General features: G+C 49.6%; 18 protein-coding genes. 2 read left to right on the forward strand and 16 right to left on the reverse strand.

The window, feature by feature from the left end; genetic code table 11:
• Nucleotides 1-34: 34 nt before the first annotated feature.
• The 11 genes from cheZ to flhD all read right to left on the reverse strand — a co-directional run bounded on the left by cheZ (nt 35) and on the right by flhD (nt 10,322).
• Nucleotides 35-679 carry a protein phosphatase CheZ gene (cheZ, locus tag FEM44_RS24315; RefSeq protein ID WP_064529292.1) on the reverse strand — a complete coding sequence of 215 codons (645 nt, stop codon included), beginning with the start codon at nt 677-679 and terminating at the stop codon, nt 35-37.
• Nucleotides 680-689: 10 nt separating this feature from the next.
• Complete coding sequence (gene cheY / locus FEM44_RS24320; protein WP_000763855.1) at nt 690-1,079, reverse strand: chemotaxis response regulator CheY; 390 nt, start codon at nt 1,077-1,079, stop codon at nt 690-692.
• A 14-nt stretch (nt 1,080-1,093) separates the two neighbouring features.
• Nucleotides 1,094-2,143 carry a protein-glutamate methylesterase/protein glutamine deamidase gene (cheB, locus tag FEM44_RS24325; protein ID WP_064529294.1) on the reverse strand — a complete coding sequence of 350 codons (1,050 nt, stop codon included), beginning with the start codon at nt 2,141-2,143 and terminating at the stop codon, nt 1,094-1,096.
• A gap of 2 nt (nt 2,144-2,145) precedes the next feature.
• Entirely contained in the window at nt 2,146-3,006 is an 861-nt protein-coding gene (cheR, locus tag FEM44_RS24330) for a protein-glutamate O-methyltransferase CheR (RefSeq protein WP_135522164.1), read from the reverse strand.
• 147 nt (nt 3,007-3,153) lie between these two features.
• Nucleotides 3,154-4,815, reverse strand: coding sequence for a methyl-accepting chemotaxis protein II (tar, locus tag FEM44_RS24335; RefSeq protein WP_135522163.1), 1,662 nt, complete (start codon nt 4,813-4,815; stop codon nt 3,154-3,156).
• 145 nt (nt 4,816-4,960) lie between these two features.
• Nucleotides 4,961-5,464 (reverse strand): chemotaxis protein CheW, encoded by a 504-nt coding sequence (cheW, locus tag FEM44_RS24340; RefSeq protein ID WP_135522162.1) that lies wholly within the window; start codon nt 5,462-5,464, stop codon nt 4,961-4,963.
• Nucleotides 5,465-5,485: 21 nt separating this feature from the next.
• Complete coding sequence (cheA, locus tag FEM44_RS24345; protein WP_135522161.1) at nt 5,486-7,450, reverse strand: chemotaxis protein CheA; 1,965 nt, start codon at nt 7,448-7,450, stop codon at nt 5,486-5,488.
• A gap of 4 nt (nt 7,451-7,454) precedes the next feature.
• Nucleotides 7,455-8,381, reverse strand: a complete 927-nt coding sequence (gene motB, locus FEM44_RS24350) for a flagellar motor protein MotB (protein WP_135522160.1) — start codon at nt 8,379-8,381, stop codon at nt 7,455-7,457.
• A complete protein-coding gene (gene motA / locus FEM44_RS24355) occupies nt 8,378-9,265 on the reverse strand; it encodes a flagellar motor stator protein MotA (protein WP_130208527.1) in 888 nt (295 codons plus the stop codon). Before motA ends, motB begins: the two co-directional genes overlap by 4 nt.
• Nucleotides 9,266-9,390: 125 nt before the next feature.
• Complete coding sequence (gene flhC / locus FEM44_RS24360) at nt 9,391-9,969, reverse strand: flagellar transcriptional regulator FlhC (protein ID WP_064529301.1); 579 nt, start codon at nt 9,967-9,969, stop codon at nt 9,391-9,393.
• Nucleotides 9,970-9,971: 2 nt separating this feature from the next.
• On the reverse strand, nt 9,972-10,322 hold the full coding sequence (flhD, locus tag FEM44_RS24365) for a flagellar transcriptional regulator FlhD (RefSeq protein ID WP_130218670.1): 351 nt from the start codon (nt 10,320-10,322) through the stop codon (nt 9,972-9,974).
• 780 nt (nt 10,323-11,102) lie between these two features.
• Between flhD and uspC the strand changes: the two genes are divergently transcribed.
• A complete protein-coding gene (gene uspC, locus FEM44_RS24370; RefSeq protein ID WP_130208531.1) occupies nt 11,103-11,531 on the forward strand; it encodes a universal stress protein UspC in 429 nt (142 codons plus the stop codon).
• Between the two features lie 6 nt (nt 11,532-11,537).
• Here uspC and otsA read toward each other — a convergent pair whose 3' ends face one another.
• The 5 genes from otsA to araF form a co-directional block, all read right to left on the reverse strand.
• Nucleotides 11,538-12,962 carry an alpha,alpha-trehalose-phosphate synthase gene (gene otsA / locus FEM44_RS24375; protein ID WP_135522159.1) on the reverse strand — a complete coding sequence of 475 codons (1,425 nt, stop codon included), beginning with the start codon at nt 12,960-12,962 and terminating at the stop codon, nt 11,538-11,540.
• A complete protein-coding gene (gene otsB / locus FEM44_RS24380; RefSeq protein WP_135522158.1) occupies nt 12,937-13,740 on the reverse strand; it encodes a trehalose-phosphatase in 804 nt (267 codons plus the stop codon). Before otsB ends, otsA begins: the two co-directional genes overlap by 26 nt.
• Before the next feature lie 162 nt (nt 13,741-13,902).
• Entirely contained in the window at nt 13,903-14,889 is a 987-nt protein-coding gene (gene araH, locus FEM44_RS24385) for an arabinose ABC transporter permease AraH (protein WP_135522157.1), read from the reverse strand.
• A gap of 14 nt (nt 14,890-14,903) precedes the next feature.
• A complete protein-coding gene (gene araG / locus FEM44_RS24390; protein WP_135522156.1) occupies nt 14,904-16,418 on the reverse strand; it encodes an arabinose ABC transporter ATP-binding protein AraG in 1,515 nt (504 codons plus the stop codon).
• A gap of 70 nt (nt 16,419-16,488) precedes the next feature.
• Nucleotides 16,489-17,478: an arabinose ABC transporter substrate-binding protein AraF gene (gene araF, locus FEM44_RS24395; RefSeq protein WP_130208541.1), complete on the reverse strand. Its 990-nt coding sequence runs from the start codon at nt 17,476-17,478 to the stop codon at nt 16,489-16,491.
• Between the two features lie 792 nt (nt 17,479-18,270).
• On the opposite strand from araF, the gene FEM44_RS24400 reads away from it, so the two are divergent.
• Nucleotides 18,271-18,774: a non-heme ferritin-like protein gene (locus FEM44_RS24400; protein ID WP_130208543.1), complete on the forward strand. Its 504-nt coding sequence runs from the start codon at nt 18,271-18,273 to the stop codon at nt 18,772-18,774.
• Nucleotides 18,775-18,793: the final 19 nt, after the last annotated feature.

Genomic DNA, 18,793 nt, shown 5'->3' on the forward strand with positions numbered 1-18,793 from the left:
TATGACGTGGTCACGCCACATCAGGCAATACAAATCAGAATCCAAGGCTGTCCAACAAATCGTCCACCTGGTCCTGACTGGCTACCACACCGGCTTTGCTGGTATCAACCTGTGGTCCATTCAGCAAACTCTGGCTTTCACGTTTCGGACGTGCATCCTGTTCCGGGATATTTTCCAGCAGCACCATTAGCAACTGGCGTTCAATCTCCTGAATGACATCCATCATTCGTTTAATGACCTGCCCGGTGAGGTCCTGAAAATCCTGCGCCATCATGATTTCCAGCAACTGCGCATTGGTAAAACCGGTATGCGTCGGCACATCCGCCAAAAATTGCCGTGTATCGGTCACCAGTTCGCGAGCGTCGGCAAGGTCAATGGGATCGGCAAACCAGTCATCCCAGCGTTGGGTTAACGCTTTTGCTGACTTCTCCATGTGATCCTGATGCGGTTGTGAGGCCTCAACACTATTCAGAGCCCTCTCCGCAGCCTGGGCAGTCATCTGCACAACGTAGTACAAACGATCGCGGGCATCGGGGATGGCTTCCGCCGCTTCTGCAATGGCCTGGTCCAGCCCCAGCTCCCGCAGACTATCGCGCAGCATACGCGTCAGGCTGCCGATGCGCGCAATGATATCGCCAGCAGAATTTTCATCAGCAGGTTTAATTGATGGTTGCATCATAGTCGCATCCTCACATGCCCAGTTTCTCAAAGATTTTGTTGAGTTTTTCCTCCAGCGTCGCGGCGGTAAATGGCTTAACTACGTAGCCACTGGCCCCCGCTTGTGCTGCGGCAATAATATTTTCTTTCTTCGCTTCCGCAGTCACCATTAACACCGGCAATGCTGACATCGCGCCATCAGCACGAATCGTTTTCAGCAATTCCAGGCCGTCCATGTTAGGCATGTTCCAGTCGGAGATAACAAAACCATATCCTCCCGCCTGCAACTTATTGAGAGCATCGGCGCCATCCTCCGCTTCCTCAACATTATTAAATCCAAGCTCTTTCAGCAGGTTACGCACGATGCGTCGCATGGTGGAAAAGTCATCCACAACCAAAAATTTAAGCTCTTTATCCGCCATCTCACACTCCTGATTTAAATACGTATCGCCTGTCCGGCACTGATTTTTGCCAGCATTTGCTGGCTTACCTGGCTAAGATCGACCACTTCGCAGACGCCACCCATATTGATGGCCTCGCGCGGCATGCCGAACACCACGCTGCTTGCTTCATTTTGCGCAAGAGTCCATGCCCCCGCCTGACGCATTGCTAACATTCCCGCCGCGCCGTCGTTGCCCATGCCGGTGAGGATCACCCCAACCGCATTACGCCCCGCCTGTTTGGCCACAGAATGGAACAACACATCTACCGATGGCCGATGGCGATTAACCGCCGGACCATCGTGAATTTTGATTTGATAATTCGCGCCGCTACGCGCCAGTTCCATATGCCGATCGCCCGGGGCGATATAGGCATGCCCCGGCAAGACGCGTTCTCCGTCCTCGGCTTCTTTCACGCCGATTTGGCACAGCTTATTAAGTCTGTCGGCAAAAGAGCGGGTAAAACCGGGCGGCATATGCTGGGTAATTAACAGTGCCGGGCTGGAAAGCGGCAACGGTTGCAATACGTGACGAATCGCCTCAGTTCCCCCCGTTGAGGCGCCAATCGCAATCAGCTTTTCTGAACTCAAGAGCGGTCCGGCCTTCAGCGTTGTCGGTGCCGATAACGGTTTATGCGCAGTAAGGCTTGCCCTTGCTGCCGTACGCACCTTTTCGGCAATCATTTCGCTATACGCCAGCATTCCTTCGCGGATCCCCAGTTGCGGTTTGGTGACAAAATCTATCGCCCCCAACTCCAGAGCACGCAGCGTGACTTCGGAGCCTTTGCCAGTCAGAGAAGAAACCATCACTACTGGCATCGGTCGCAAACGCATTAATTTTTCGAGGAAATCCAGTCCGTCCATACGCGGCATTTCGACGTCCAGCGTCAGCACATCAGGATTGAATTTCTTAATCAAATCACGCGCGACCAGAGGATCGGGAGCCGTCGCTACCATTTCCATGTCACTATGACTATTGATGATTTCTGTCATTATCTGGCGCATCAGTGCCGAGTCATCGACCGACAACACCCTGATTTTGCTCATCGTTAATCCTTACTTAGCGCATACACCGTCTGTCCACGCAATGTGAAGCTGCGCTCAAGGTGGCTAAAGTTTTCAGAGTGACCCGCAAACAATAATCCGTCGGGCTTAAGCAGCGGTACAAAGCGGCGCAAAATCTCCTGCTGGGTCGTTTGATCGAAGTAGATCATGACGTTACGACAGAAGATCGCATCGAACGGCCCCGGCGCAGCGTACTGTTTCGCCAGCAAATTCAGCGGGGAAAAATCGATAGAGTTCGCCAGTGCCTGACGCACACGCACCAGCCCTTGATGCGGCCCCGTGCCGCGCATGAAGTAGCGCTGGAGTTGTTGCGGCGTCAGGTTTTTCAGCTCTTCATGGCGATAAATGCCGCTTCTGGCTTTCTCCAGCACTTCGGTGTCGATATCGCTAGCGAACACTTTCCAGCGTCCGGGCGCGGTGCCCAGCGTGTCCGCCAGCGTCATCGCAATGCTGTACGGTTCTTCACCTGTCGATGCCGCCGCACTCCATACGCGATATTCACCAGAGGCGTGGCGGGCGTGCTCCGCGAGCAATGGGAAATGATGCCCCTCGCGGAAAAATGCCGTCAGGTTTGTAGTCAGCGAATTAATAAACGCCTGCCACTCGCCGCTGTGCTGATTAGATTCCAGTAAATTCAGATAATGGCCGAAGTCTGCAAGCCCCAGCGAGCGCAAACGGCGCACCAGGCGGTTGTAAACCATGTCGCGTTTGTGGTCCGCCAGGACTATCCCCGCACGTTGATAGATCAATTGACTTATCCGCCGAAAATGCGCGTCGGAAAGCGCCAGGCGCTCGGTCATCTGTAACAATAAAGACGTTTGCCCGCAGGGCAGAGATGATGTCATAGCGCCTTCTCAGTCACTTCAGGATACCCCTGGCGCAGCCTGTAACTGCGCCGGTTGTGTTGTAATAGCGCACCAGAAACGATAAGCGCGACGTTCTGTTGCATCATCAGCCTCATCTGACGGCAATGGCGCTTGAGTAAATACCCATCAAAATGTTTCCCAGTTTGGATCTTGTTCAGTAATACGCAGTCGCGGCTGTGCGGGGGGTTGTTCAGTACCAGGGCGGGATTGTGATTGTTGTTTATTCGTATGCGAGCGGGCAGTCAGACGGAATGTGGAAACTGCTTGCGTTAAACGGCTGGCCTGCTCTTCAAGGGCCGCCGCCGCCGCGGCAGACTCCTGCACCAGCGATGCGTTTTGTTGGGTGACGCGATCCATTTCCGACACTGCCAACGCCACTTGATCGATACCGCGACTCTGTTCGTCCGATGCCGAGGCAATCTCGCCCATAATGTCGGTAACACGGGTGACGGCATTGACAATATTAGTCATGGTTTCCCCGGCACTTTCTACCAGCACCGAACCGGTATCAACGCGGGAAGCGGAATCTTCAATCAGCGCTTTGATCTCTTTTGCCGCCTGGGCGCTGCGACTGGCGAGATTACGCACTTCGCCCGCCACCACGGCAAAACCACGCCCCTGTTCCCCTGCTCGGGCGGCTTCAACAGCCGCGTTCAGTGCCAGGATATTGGTCTGGAAAGCAATGCCATCAATAACGCTAATAATGTCGGCAATTTTCTGCGAACTGTCGGCAATTTCGTGCATGGTTTTCACCACACCGTCCACTACTTTGCCACCATGCTGAGCAGTGTCGGAGGCACTTTGCGCCAACTGTGAGGCTTGACGGGCGTTATCGGCGTTCTGTTTCACCGTTGCAGTGAGCTGTTCCATGCTGGCGGCCGTTTCTTCCAGCGCCGAAGCCTGCTGTTCAGTACGGGAGGAAAGATCGGTATTACCCGCAGCAATTTCACGTGTACCAGCATAGATAGCGTCTGAACCTTCTCGCACATGGTTGACCGTGTCAGTCAGAGAACCTTGCATATGTGAAATGCTCTGTGCCAGGTCGCCCATTTCACTGCGCCCGGCAATGCTGAGGGTATTCGCCAGATTGCCACCAGCAATTTCTCGGATGTGAGAAATGATCTTCGCTAACGGGTTAAGTAGCATGCGGCGGATGCCGTACCACGCCACCAGCAGAATCAATACCACCACCAGCGCGATAACCGCCAGTTGCCACTGGGCAAATCGGTAATCATCCGCGTTGTCAGTGACGATATCTTGATACCGTTTTTCACTACTGAGGGCGTACTGGGCAAAGGCTTCGCCCATCGCATTTTGCATTCCCTGGGTTGGCTGAGCGAAATAGGCTCCAGTATTGCCATAATCAAGATAATCAATCAGTTCTGTTAATGCTGTGTGATAGTTTTTATATTTTTCATCGATATTACGACTGGTAGCGACCATTTCCGGTAACGGTGCCATGCTTTTGAATTTTTTATAATGCGTCGCTGCCTGGGCCAATGTTTTCCTGGCGCTATCAAGCAATTCAACTTTGGCGTTACTTTGCTGATTGGATGAATCCATCATCATCCGCACGGCTGAACGACTCAGATTAATGCGCGTTTGCAGCATTAAATCCCAGGTTGAGGTCAGCTCGCTCTGTTGTTCCCGTAATTGATTGGAAACGACAAAACTTTTCTGGCTATGGTGAAGAGAAGAAAAAAACAGACTTCCGGAAATAAGCTGTAACAGTGCGAATACCCCCAGCACCATTACCAACAGCGTGACTACGCGGATACGGTTAATCATAAGGCACCTTCCTGAAAACAAGTTGATTTCGTTATCGGCAGGAAGGAGGGAAACTTTATTTCTGATGCCAGTCATGGCGAAATTAAAATGAAAAACCCGATCCGCAGGGTATCGGGCTCATTTCATTTGAGTACAGCGGGATAAATTATGCGACTTCTGATGCCGTGCTATCCAACAGCGCCATCTCTTCGCTATTCAGCAGTTTTTCGATATTAACCAGAATTAGCATGCGATCGCCCAGCGCGCCCAGGCCGGTGAGGTATTCTGTGGAAAGCGTCACAGTAAATTCCGGTGCCGGGCGAATTTGTTCCGTCGTCAACGAAAGAACATCTGAAACGCCATCTACCACAATGCCGACCACCCGCTGCCCAAGATTCAGAACGATAACCACCGTGTTATCGTTGTACTCCACATCCACCTGGCTGAACTTAATACGCAAATCGATAATTGGCACAATCACGCCGCGCAGATTAGTGACGCCTTTGATAAACGCGGGTGTATTGGCAATCCGCGTAACCTGATCGTAGCCACGGATCTCCTGCACTTTCAGAATATCGATACCGTACTCTTCGTCACCGAGGGTAAATACCAGAAACTCCTGGCCTGACGGTTCGCTGGCCAGCTTTGTTACATTTGTCATACCGGTCATATTTATTACCTTTTTACTCAATCAGGCGGCAGTATTCGCCATACGTTGTTCGCGGTTTATCGCCTGCAAGGCGGAGACATCAACAATCAGTGCCACGCTGCCGTCGCCAAGAATGGTTGCAGCAGAAATGCCAGGGACTTTGCGATAGTTACTTTCAAGGTTTTTAACCACCACCTGATGTTGACCAATTAACTGATCCACCAGCAAGGCGTAGCGGCGACCGCCACTTTGCAGGATGACAACAATCCCCTCTGTAGCTTCGGTTTTCGCGCCTGCGACGTTGAACACTTTCCACAGTTCGACGATGGGCAGATATTCACCACGCACTTCCAGTACTCGCTCGCCGCCTGCCAGTGGATGGAGATCGGCTTCACGAGGTTGTAGTGATTCCATGACGGCGTTCAGCGGCAGAATGAAAACTTCGTCAGCAACGCGTACCGACATGCCATCAAGGATCGCCAGCGTTAGCGGCAGTAAAATGCGGATTGTGGTGCCAACGCCCTGCTTCGACTGGATTTCAACGTGGCCACCCATCTCCTGGATATTACGTTTAACGACATCCATGCCGACGCCGCGCCCGGAGACATCGGTGACCTGCTCCGCCGTGGAAAAACCAGGGGCGAATATCAACATCGCCACTTCGTCGTCAGTCATGTTGTCGCTAACGCTCAGACCTTGCGAGGCGGCTTTTTCCAGAATCCGCTCTCGATTAAGCCCCGCGCCATCGTCGGTCACTTCGATGCAGATGTTGCCCCCCTGGTGTTCCGCAGACAGGATTAAATTTCCAACGCTATCTTTGCCCGTAGCAAGTCGTTTTTCCGGCAATTCAATACCATGGTCGAGGCTATTGCGTACCAGGTGGGTCAGAGGATCGATAATGCGTTCTATCAGACTCTTGTCGAGTTCGGTGGAACTGCCCACCAGCGTCAGCTCCACCTGTTTGCCAAGTTTACCCGCCAGGTCACGCACCAACCGGGGATAGCGGCTAAAGACATATTCCATCGGCATCATGCGAATCGACATCACTGATTCCTGCAAATCGCGGGCGTTACGTTGTAACTGCCCCATGCTGGTAATCAAATCCCCATGATTCACCGGGTCCAGTTCACTGGAGCGCTGGGCCAGCATTGACTGAGTAATCACCAGTTCGCCAACGAGGTTAATCAGCTGATCAACCTTCTCAACCGCCACGCGGATACTGGTAGATTCGCTACCGCGCGTCGGTTTTTCCCGTTCCACACGTCCTGCTGGCGCTTGTTCGGCTGCCAGTTTAAGTACCGGTGGCGGGGATATTTTTGGCGCGGATTCTACTGTTTCAAAGGCAATCTGATCGGCCTCAATCACAAAACAGAGCACCGCTTTAATATCATCTTCCGCGATGTCGCCCGGTAATATTGCCGAAAGAGAATCAGCGGCTTTCACCACATCAGTCAACGTTGTCAGATGCTCCAGCTCTTCTTCCAGCAGATCGGCTTCTCCCGCTTTCAGACGCGAAAGTAGAATTCGTCGCGGCGACTCACTGTTACCCTGTTCATCTTGCGGTTCACTTTTGGCAACCACACTTAACCGGGCCATAGCGGGTGTCGATTCGCCTTTCGATTCAATTGCCAGTTGACGCAAGGCCTTGCAGATATAGTCAAAACTGGCGGCATCCGGCTCTTGCGACTGTTTATAAGCGTCGAGCTGTTCCTGCATGATGTCCTTCGTTTCCAAAAACAGATTGATAATGTCGGTGTTAAGCAGCATTTCACCGCGTCTGGCTTCGTCGAGCAGGTTTTCCATCAGATGCGTGGTTTCCTGCAATACGCTAAAGCCAAAGGTTCCCGCCCCTCCTTTGATGGAGTGGGCCGCACGAAAGATGGCATTCAATTGTTCGGCATCTGGCGCTTCTGGCTGTAAATTCAGCAGATGCTGCTCCATATCGGCCAACAGTTCGTCCGCTTCATCAAAAAATGTCTGATAAAAATCGCTTATATCCATGCTCACGCTGTCACCTCGGTTCGGCTGATGGCATTGTGGAAACACTGACCTGCGGTGTTACCCCAGGTTTTTCCAGGACGCTTACTGGCTCATTCTGGCTTTCGGCGTTTTCATGCAAAATGGCCTGTTCGGCTTGTTTATTCAGTACCAACAGACTGATTCGACGATTAATGGCATCATCCGGGCCGCGATCGCTTAAGCGCATGGTCGCCGCCATGCCGACAACACGTAAAATTTTGCCATCAGCCAGACTTCCCACCATTAGCTCACGGCGCGACGCATTGGCGCGCTCAGTGGAAAGCTCCCAGTTGCTGTAACCTTTCTCACCATTGGCGTAAGGGAAATCATCGGTATGGCCTGAAAGGCTGATACGGTTAGGAATACCGTTCAGCACCGGCGCAATGGCGCGCAGAATGTCGCGCATATAGGGCTCGACATCAGCACTACCAGTTTTAAACATCGGGCGATTCTGGCTATCAATTATCTGGATGCGTAAACCTTCCTGTACCAGATCGATTTTAAGGTGTGGACGCATCGCCCGTAGTTTCGGGTCTGATTCAATAAGCTGGTCGAGATCGCCACGCAATTTCCGCAGCCGACTTTGCTCCATGCGTTTTTTAAGTTCTTCAATGTTCGGCTGCTTATTCACTTCGCCCTGGCTTTGGGTGAAATCATCACCGCCGCCGGGAATTGGGCTTTCGCTATTAGAAATTCGATCGCCGCCCGTTACCGCTGTCGCCAGCGGCGTACGGAAGTATTCCGCAATCTGAATCAGCTCTTTTGGGCTGGAGATGGAGATAAGCCACATCACCAGAAAAAAAGCCATCATCGCGGTCATAAAGTCAGCATAAGCAATCTTCCACGAACCATGTGCTGCGCCGTGGGATTTCGCTTTGCGTCGTTTGACGACAATAATCGGATGCGCTTGATTCTTCATGCTTCCTCGGTTGTCGTCTGCTGTTGCGGATTTTTCACCGCACGCACATGCTCTTCCAGTTCAACAAACGACGGACGTTCACTGGAATAGAGCGTTTTGCGACCAAATTCAACGGCGATAGGCGGTGCGTAACCGTTCAGATTAGAAAGCAGTGTGACTTTGACGCACTGCATCATTTTGCTGGTTTCGGCGCTTTTCTGGCGCAAAACACTCGCCAACGGGGAAATAAATCCGTAAGCCAATAAGATACCGAGGAAAGTCCCCACCATCGCATGTGCGATGAGCGCCCCCAATTCGGCGGCAGGACGATCGGCTGATCCTAGTGCGTGCACCACCCCCATTACAGCCGCAACAATACCAAACGCAGGAAGAGAGTCTCCGACCAACGCCAGGCTGTTCGCCGGGACTTCAGCCTCGTTTTCGTGCGTTTCTATCTCTTCGTCCATCAGGGCTTCAATTTCGAAGGTATTCATGTGGCCGCTGATAATCAGGCGCAGATAATCGACGATAAAATCCAGCATAACGGCATCCGCGAGGATGCGCGGATAACTGGCGAAGATCTCGCTCTCTCGTGGATTTTCAATATCGCGTTCCAGTGAGAACATGCCCATTTGTCGCGATTTCGCCATCAGGCGGTAAAGCAGCGCCAGCAAATCCATATACATTGCTTTGGTATATTTAGAGCGACGAAACAATAATGGCAGCGCCTTCAGCGTACCTTTGATTGCTTTGCCATTATTGCCGACGATAAACGACCCAATGCCTGCACCGGCAATAATCACCAGTTCAGCGGGTTGATAGAGTGCTCCAAGGCTTCCACCGGTCATCAAATAACCGCCGAAAACTGTACCGAGAACAACCAGGTAACCTAATAAGATAAGCACGACATCATCCTTCCACTGTTGACCATGACAGGATGTTCAGTCGGCAGACGTTACCTTACGGCAGGAGAAAAAAAAGCAGCGGCAATTGCTTACCGCTGCTGGAGTGTTTCGCCACACCGTATGAGTTAAACAGCCTGTATTCTCTGTTCATCCAGCAGTTGAGGGATAATATCGGCAGGGTTCTGAGAAAGTTTACGTCTTTTTACGGCGCGCGATGGCGGTTGACATAAGCTGCAGGCAAAACTGCCGACAGGTTGATGAGCATGGGTGATAAAATTACCACCGCAGCAGTTGCAGCTGGAAAGTTGTAGTAAATCACTTTCGACAAATCGCACCAGAGTCCAGGCGCGGGTTAGCGCCAGCAGTGGTCCGTTTTCGGCTTGTGGGCACTGTTCAAGGTATAAACGATAGGCTTTGATTACCGCATCAACACCATTACATAACCCGGTTTTCAGTAAAAACTGCCATGCATTACAGAACATCGACGCATGGACATTTTGTTCCCAGGTCATAAACCAGTCGGTGGAAAACGGCAACATACCTTTCGGCGGCGGGCTTCCGCGCAGCTCTTTATAGAGTTTGATCAGGCGTCCGCGACTTAATTGTGTTTCGCTTTCCAGCATCTGCAAACGAGCACCGAGGGTTATCAACTCCATGGCGAGTTGAATATCACGGGCTTCCTGAACAATGCTTTTTTCACTCATGATCAGGCCCTTTTCTTACGTTGTACTTCTTCGGGCTGATTAACATCATTCAACAAACGCGTGGAGAGCATAATGCCGGTATGAATTTGCTGGAGATCGTCAACACGGGAATCCTGCGTCAGTTGGTTAACAGTCTGGTGGCTGTCAAAGCGGAATTGACAAATCAGTTGATTGGTTTCGGCCAGTTTAACCATTTGTGGAAGAGTCAGCGTCGCCAGCGTTGTTGCCATTTCTTCATTAATACCGAGACGAAACATGGCGGACGCTTTGTCCTGAACGATCAGACGCTGTGCAAGAAGTAAATATGACAAATTGATGTCATAAATATGTTTCAGCAACTCGGAGGTATGCATTATTCCCACCCAGAATAACTAACTTTATTTTTTATGCGGTATCACCGCACCCCGTGATGTCGCCGGGAAATCCCGGTAAAAAGTAAATAAAAATGGAATAGTAACGATCAACGAAAAAACACACAGACATCATAAGAGGTGAAACACGTCTTACACAGAGTGATGCTTTTTACACTTATCTAAGATTTTTCCTAATTCGACGCAACTGTACTCGTCACCACTCATACATACAACGGAGCAGAGCTGCGATTTTCGACAATGTGTGACACGGATCACACAAAACACTCAATTACTTAACATTGATGTATAAGTCATACTTTTGTTTTGCGTATATTTCATTCTGTTAAAAAGTTTTTCAGCTTATCTGTCAGCAAAAATGATGTGGAGGGATAAAATTGAGATGTTGCGCACTGTTAATATAAATCACCGTGAATAACCATATTCCGGATATGGGATAAATATCTATGATCTCTGTAAATCATTAAAAAAACAGCCAATTAAATAATAATATTCCATTTAAGAAAAACTAAGGCTGCCAGCAACACCAATGTTAGCAATATGTTTTATTAGTATTAACCATTTGTTTAGTGAGAGAAATCAATTTCTCCACTTCCTCATCATCCCCCGCATGACTACATAGTAACACTACGATATTAATTAATTATCTTTATTAATGATCATGCTAATATTTGCATTTTTGACCAAGCTGTTATTGCATCTATAGCTCATTCAGGGTAAAGCTGTGATCTCACCTGAAGTTCATAGAATAAGGAGCAGGTTATGAGTTACGCCAATATTCTTGTTGCCGTTGCTGTCTCACCGGAAAGCCAGCAACTGTTAGCAAAAGCGGTATCTATCGCCCGTCCCGTTAATGGGCGTATCAGTTTAATCACCCTCGCGTCCGATCCAGAAATGTACAATCAATTAGCCGCGCCGATGCTTGAGGATTTACGCAGTGTGATGCATGAAGAAACACAAAACTTTCTGGACAAATTAATTCAGGATGCTGGATATCCCGTTGAAGAAAAGTTTATAGCTTATGGAGAGTTGAGCGAACATATTCTGGCGGTATGCCGTAAACATAAATTCGATTTGGTGATTTGCGGTAATCATAATCACAGTTTCTTTTCGCGAGCATCCTGCTCTGCGAAAAGTGTGATTGCCTCAAGTGAGGTTGATGTGCTGTTGGTTCCGCTTAAGGGAGATTAAGCGCAATTACGCCAGCTTTGGAAAGGTCGCAACTTTATCGCGCTGCTGGCTTTCCGCGCTGCGCGGAACTATCAGCTTTAGGTCGCTAATAAAGCACTCCTGCCAGTGGTTAATATCGTTTTTCACGATAATTTCCAACATTTCTGCATGACGGGAAATACGTTCTGCCAGCGACATAGTCAATGCCCGATTCAACGCCGCCGCGACTTCATCACGATCGTATGGGTTAACGATTAATGCTGACGTCAGTTCATTCGCCGCCCCCGCAAATTGTGAAAGTACCAGTACGCCGGGATTGGCAGGATCCTGGGCGGCGACATATTCTTTCGCCACCAGATTCATCCCGTCACGCAGCGGCGTCACTAATCCGACATCGGAATAGCGGAAGATTTTCATCAGTAATTTACGGTCGAAATGCTGGTTCAGATAATAAAGCGGTGTCCAGCCTAATTGCCCATATTTTCCGTTAATTCTCCCGGCTTCATTTTCCAGCTGATGACGAATATCCTGATACGCCTGCACATCACCACGCGAGGTTGGCGCTATCTGGGTATAACGTATTTTGCCATGATGTTGCGGATATTTTTCCAGCAAGGCTTCATAGGCAAGAAAACGCTCAGGCAGACCTTTGGAATAATCCAGTCGTTCGACAGAAAAGATATTTTGTACGCTTTTCAGCTCCGCTTTTAATTGCGCCAGTTTGGGCGGCAGCGGTCCGGCAGCCTGTTTGGCTATTTCATCCGGTTCAATACCAATAGGGTAAACTTCGGTGCGAAATGCCTTGCCCCAGGCCGTATGATTGCGCGAACTACGCGTCGTGACGCGCGTCAGGTTGGAAAGGCAATCCAGAAACGCCAGGCGATCGTTTTCCGTCTGGAAACCCAGCAAATCATAATCACAAAGCTGTTCAAGCAAGGTGTCATATGTCGGCAGCGCGTTGAAAATTTCCGGCGTCGGGAAAGGAATATGCAGGAAGAAACCAATACGATTATTCACGCCACGTTTACGGAGTTCATGCGCAAATGGCAACAGATGATAATCGTGGATCCAAATAATGTCATCGTCTTCCAGCAACGGCAGTAATTTATCAGCCAGCAATGCATTCACGCGTAAATAGCCTTCCCAGGCGGAACGCTGAAATTGCACCAGATCGAGTCGATAGTGAAATGCGGGCCAGAGAACAGCATTGGAGAATTGGTTGTAGTATTCGTCGAGATCCTTTTCACTGAGGTTAAAAGAGGCCCAGGTGATATTTCCTTTTTTCACCTTTTTTAGCGGCTGATCCTCATTCCCTGTTTCGCCACTCCAGCCAAACCACAGTCCACCTGCGGCTTTCAGCGCCCCCAGTATACCGACAGCAAGGCCACCGGCACTGGCGGCGTGCTCGTCTGGTGGTGCAATCCGGTTAGATACTACGACTAAACGGCTCATAGTCATCACTCCTGTTATTGTCTCTTTTTAGTTGTTGTAATGCGTTGGTTATCATTTCAAGCCAGCTCCAGACATCCGGCACGCCCGCCAGCCGCCATGATGCCTGAGTTGCGCCTGTGCCAATTTTCACTGACATTCCGCCCAGCCTGTTAACGACCGAGAAACCAGACTCATCGGTTAAGTCATCGCCTAAAAAAATAGGCTTGCGGCCAATAAAGGGAACTTCCTGCATAAATGCGGCAATCGCGTCCCCTTTGCTGGTACCTCTCGGTTTTATCTCAACGACACACTTTCCCTGTTGTAACGCCATTTGAGGCCAAATCTGGGTAATGCGTTGCGCTAATGTCAATAAGGCGTCCTCATGCTGCGGTGCCTGACGATAATGCAGCGCAAACGCCATCCCTTTAGCTTCAACCTCCACACCGGGAAGCCTGGCGATAGCCGTATGCAGTTGAACGCTAATATCCCGGGCAATCGCCTCCGGCAAATGAACAATATGCGTTTTACCATTGATGTCACGGCGCTCCGCCCCATGCACGCCCGCTAACGGGAAGCGATAGGGTTTTGCCAGTGCGTCAAGCTCTACCATTGAGCGCCCTGATATCAATGCCAATGCACCATCACTTGCGGTTGCCAGCAGCTGGAGTCCTTGCAGAATATTTTCAGGTACAACGACCTGATCGGGATGCGGTTTGATTTCCGCCAGCGTTCCATCGAGATCAAAAAACCAGGCATAATTCGCGGATAGTTCAGGGGGTTCGGTTAACGGTTCTGTCACCCGGTACTCCTCCTTATCTTTTTATTGTTCGCGCAGAACGCGCTTTACAGACATGTAAGTATAGACAGTGTGACGAGGCTCGCCATTGGCAAAAAGAACAGCCAACCGTTGTGGCGGTTGGCTGTGGAGGATTTTTGAACTAAATAATGGTCGGATAAAGCATTAAACAGTGCGTTTCCCTTTTTGCTTATAACGGTCGAAGATCACCGCAGCCAGCAGGATTAAGCCACGGACAACATACTGTGCAAACGGAGAAATATTAAGCAGGTTCATGGCGTTTTCCACGGTGCCTAAAATTAAGATACCCGCCACTACATATGAGATTTTTCCGATGCCGCCTTTCAGAGAAACGCCACCTAAAACGCAGGCAGAGATAACAATCAGCTCATAACCAATAGACGTCATTGGCTGGCCGCTGGTCATACGAGAAGCAAGAATGATCCCGGCAATCGCCGATACCAGACCAGAGAGAACGAAGATAATAATTTTGGTACGGACTACCGGTACACCCGCGAGACGTGCCGCCTCTTCGTTACCGCCAATTGCCAATGTATTACGACCAAAAGTAGTTTTGTTCAGCAGCAAACCAAAGACGACCAGGCAAACCACAGTGAGCCAGATTGGCGCAGGCAGGCCGAACCAGTTGGCATAACCGAGTGCAAAGAAGCTTTCATCTTCGATGCCCACCGCTTTACCGTCAGAGATAATATACGCCAGACCACGGACAATCTGCATCGTCGCCAGCGTGGTAATCAGGGCGTTGATTTTCAATTTAGCGATAACAAAGCCATTCACCAGGCCGCACAGAACGCCCAGCAGTAAACCTGCCGCCACGCCAATCCACAAACTTTCGGTGAGGTTAATAACCACCGCAGTGGTTACGCCTGCGCAGGCAATCACCGAGGCGACAGAAAGGTCAAAGTCACCTGAGGCCAGGCAAAACAACATACCGCAAGCCACCATCCCCGACATGGAGATTGCCAGTCCCAGCCCTTTCATATTAATAAAGGTGGCAAAGTTCGGCACGAAGATGGCACAGGCGATAAAAAGCACTGCAAACACCACCAGCATACCGTACTGATCCCAGATACGCCCGAGGCTGAATGACGACTTAGGTGCGCCAGAACCCGATGTAGAAACAGAAGACATCTTATTCTCCTTACTCAGGCAACTGCCTGGCTGACTTTAGGCATAGCAAGGCTTAGTGCCTGACGCTCATCTGCCTGCTCGTGTAGCAATTCACCGGCGATTTCACCTTCCCGCATAACTACGATGCGGTCGGCGACACCAAGGACTTCGGGCAGGTCACTGGAGGCAAACAGTACCGCCACGCCCTGCGCGGCCAGCGCATAAATCACGTTATAAATTTCATGTTTAGCCCCCACATCGATGCCGCGCGTAGGTTCATCAAGCAAAATGACTTTCATCTCTTCGGATAACCAGCGCCCCAAAATGGCTTTTTGCTGATTACCGCCGGAAAGATTCATGATCAATTGCTCTGCACCTGGCGTTTTGATGTTGAGAGAACGAATGTGGTGATCGGCATTATTGGCTTCCCAGCCGTTGTTGATCACGCAACCACCGTGCACATGTTTGCGACGAGCGCTGATGTTGATATTGTCGCGCACCGAATGCACTGGAATAATGCCCTCCGCTTTGCGATCTTCCGGGCAGAGCATCATGCCAGCGGCAATGGCGTGGCCCGGTTTACGGATATCGATCGGCTGTTGGTCGATATAAACCTGACCAGCGGTAATTTGCGTACCGCCAAACATGCCTTTCATTAATTCGCTGCGCCCTGCCCCCACCAGACCAAACAGGCCGACGATTTCGCCACTGCGAACAGCCAGGCTTATTGGCGTACGCACGCCTGGTGCCTTTACCGCATCCAGACGCAAGCGCTCCTCGCCGTAGCTGCGCGGTTGCCAGCCGTAGATATCGCCGATGTCGCGACCAACCATTGCCTGCACCAGCGAGTCATGATCTACCTGCTGCATGTCGGTAAAGGTTTTGACGTAACGACCATCTTTAAAGACAGTGATGGCATCGCTGAGCGCAAAAATTTCTTCCATACGGTGAGAAACGTATAAGATCACCCGCCCCTCTTTTCGCAGTTCACGAATGACGCGAAACAGATTGTCTATTTCACGCGCGGATAAGGAGCTGGTTGGTTCATCAAAAGCGATAATTTTGGCGTTACGTGCCAGAGCTTTGGCAATTTCAACCATCTGCCATTGCCCAATGGAGAGATATTTCAGCGGCGTATCCGGGTCAATATCCATACCCAGATGTTTGAGCTGTATCCCAGCTTCATAATTCAGCAGTGAACGATTCACGATGCCGCCTTTATGAGGAAGCTGGCCGAGATAGATGTTTTCCGCGACGGTCATTTCCGGCACGAGATGCAGTTCCTGGTAAATAATCGCGACACCCGCATTCAGTGCAGCGGTGGTATCGGAAAAGGACATTTCCTGCCCATTAATCACTACAGAACCCGTGGTTGGCGCATAGTTTCCACTAAGGATTTTTAAAAGTGTTGATTTTCCGGCGCCATTTTCACCCATCAATGCATGAACCTGACCGGCATAACAGTCAAAACTGACATCCGTAAGCGCCTTGACGCCAGGAAAGGTTTTACCAATGCCGCGAAATGAGAGATACGGGGTAGACTGTTGCATAACGTCTCCGTGAATCACTGGTCGTTTTACACCCCCTCTGCATAACGCAGAGGGGAATTTTTCCGGCAGATTACTTACCGCCTAAACCTTTTTTCTCCAGTTCTTCTTTAAAGTTGTCACGCGTGATCAGCACCACGTCGGTAACTTCAGTGAATTTTGGCGGTTCAACGTCTTTTGCTACCCAGTTGTAAAGCATTTCGCTGGATTTATAGCCATGAACGTCCGGGCTTGGCAGCAGTGAACCATAGAAACCCGTAGCCTGTGCCTTTGACAGTTCGCTCACCGCATCCACACCATTAATACCGATACCGATAATATCAGCTGCTTTGAAGCCCTGACCTTCCGTCGCGCGTACGCCACCCAGCACGGTGCTGTCGTTCATACCGACGATCAACCAGTGTTTAACTTCAGGATGCTGAACCAACATTGAGTTGGCGGCGTCAAACGCCCCCGGAATGTCGTTAGATTTGGTAGGAACCTGATAAATTTGTTTTTCCGGGAATCCGGCGGCTTTCAGCGCGTCCATAGAACCGGTAGTACGACGGCGGGCGGTATCCAGTTCGTTGGCAGTAATCGCCATTACGGCGCTTTCTTTCACATCCCAACCACGTTTCTGCATCTCTTTATACAGTTCCTGGCCCTGACGTTCGCCAATTTTCGTCGCTGCCATCATCACCAACGGAACGGTATCAACCGGCTTACCTTTAGCATTAACAAACTGATCATCCACGGCAATAACTTTCATATCGTAGCCACGCGCTTTCGCCACGATGGCTGCACCCAGTTTCGGGTCCGGAGTACAGATAACAAAACCTTTCGCACCACTGGCTGCCAGGCTATCAATAGCGTTCAGTGTTTTTTCGCCATCAGGTACGGCTATCTTAATAACTTCAAAGCCTAAATCTTTTCCGGCTTTATCGGCAAACTTCCATTCAGTCTGAAACCACGGTTCTTCTGGTTGCTTCACCAGGAAACCGAGTTTCAAATTTTCCGCCATAGCGGATTGTGACATAACGGCAGCCAGACCGATGGCTGCAAGAGCTTTAGTAAATTTGTGCATGGTTATCTCCAGCTTTAGCATCATTTTGTGTAGGGCAAAACCTAAGAGCTTTCGTTAATTCAATCGGAAAACAAAGCATTACCTTTGGCGAAAAGGTAAGTGACTGTGTTGGCATAGTTTTAGCGAGAAATTAATTCTCCATAGGAGAGCAATATCACACCGCAGAATTACAGTGAGAACGTGCATAAATTTAGCAATAAAAGACATACAGAAGACGTTAATTGTATGACAAATGATAAGTGTCTTAGCAGATTAATCCATAAGATCAGCCTGGAAATCCTTGTAGCATCATTTGATAGCTCAGGCGTGTCTTCTTTTTAATCTAATTTTCTCGGGCAAGATACTGCGCATTACAGGTGAATGGTGAATCAGGGAAGAAGTATCAAAACTCCAGACAAAATTCCTTTCGCTGTAAATTATCACCAGCTTCATTAATTAATGGATAAATCCATAATGCGAGCATCATCCCAAAACTGAAAAAATACCTGAAAATATAAGAACGGCATCATGATATTGATAAAACAATTTAATATCAATGAGATACGAGAAATCACAACATTGAGAATTATTGCAAATCAATAACCCTAATCAATGAAATGTAAAAAAATATAAACTTGGTGATTTAAGGATTTTCTTATAATCCTTCAGACGTTATGCTTATTTCAGATCATCGTCAGAATTGACTCCAGGATCACATTTCGGACCCGCAGAAAGGAATTATTCTGCAAACAGTAATTACGGTGTTTTGATTTATCTTGCACCTCTCGTCTTCTGGATATAAGGATATTAGGTATGGCAACCACTGGAATGCTTCTCAAACTCAACACTCAAATGAACCGCGAGTTTTATGCATCCAATCTCTACCTTCACCTGAGCAACTGGTGTTCTGAACAAAGTCTGAATGGCACCGCGACTTTTCTTCGCTCCCAGGCACAAAGTAACGTGACTCAAATGATGCGCATGTTTAACTTCATGAAAAGTGTCGGGGCGACGCCTATCGTTAAAGCCATTGATGTACCTGGAGAAAAACTGAACTCTCTGGAAGAACTCTTCCAAAAAACGTTGGAAGAATATGAGCAGCGTTCAAGCACGCTGGCGCAATTAGCAAATGAAGCTAAAGAATTGAATGATGATTCTACTGTCGATTTTCTGCGCGATCTGGAAAAAGAACAGCAGCACGATGGCCTCTTACTGCAAACCATTCTTGATGAAGTGCGCAGTGCGAAACTGGCCGGTATGTGCCCTGTCCAGACCGACCAGCATGTTCTGAATGTCGTGTCGCATCAGATACATTAATAAAATCGGCGCATAAAAT

Source organism: Escherichia sp. E4742, from assembly GCF_005843885.1.
Lineage (GTDB): Bacteria > Pseudomonadota > Gammaproteobacteria > Enterobacterales > Enterobacteriaceae > Escherichia.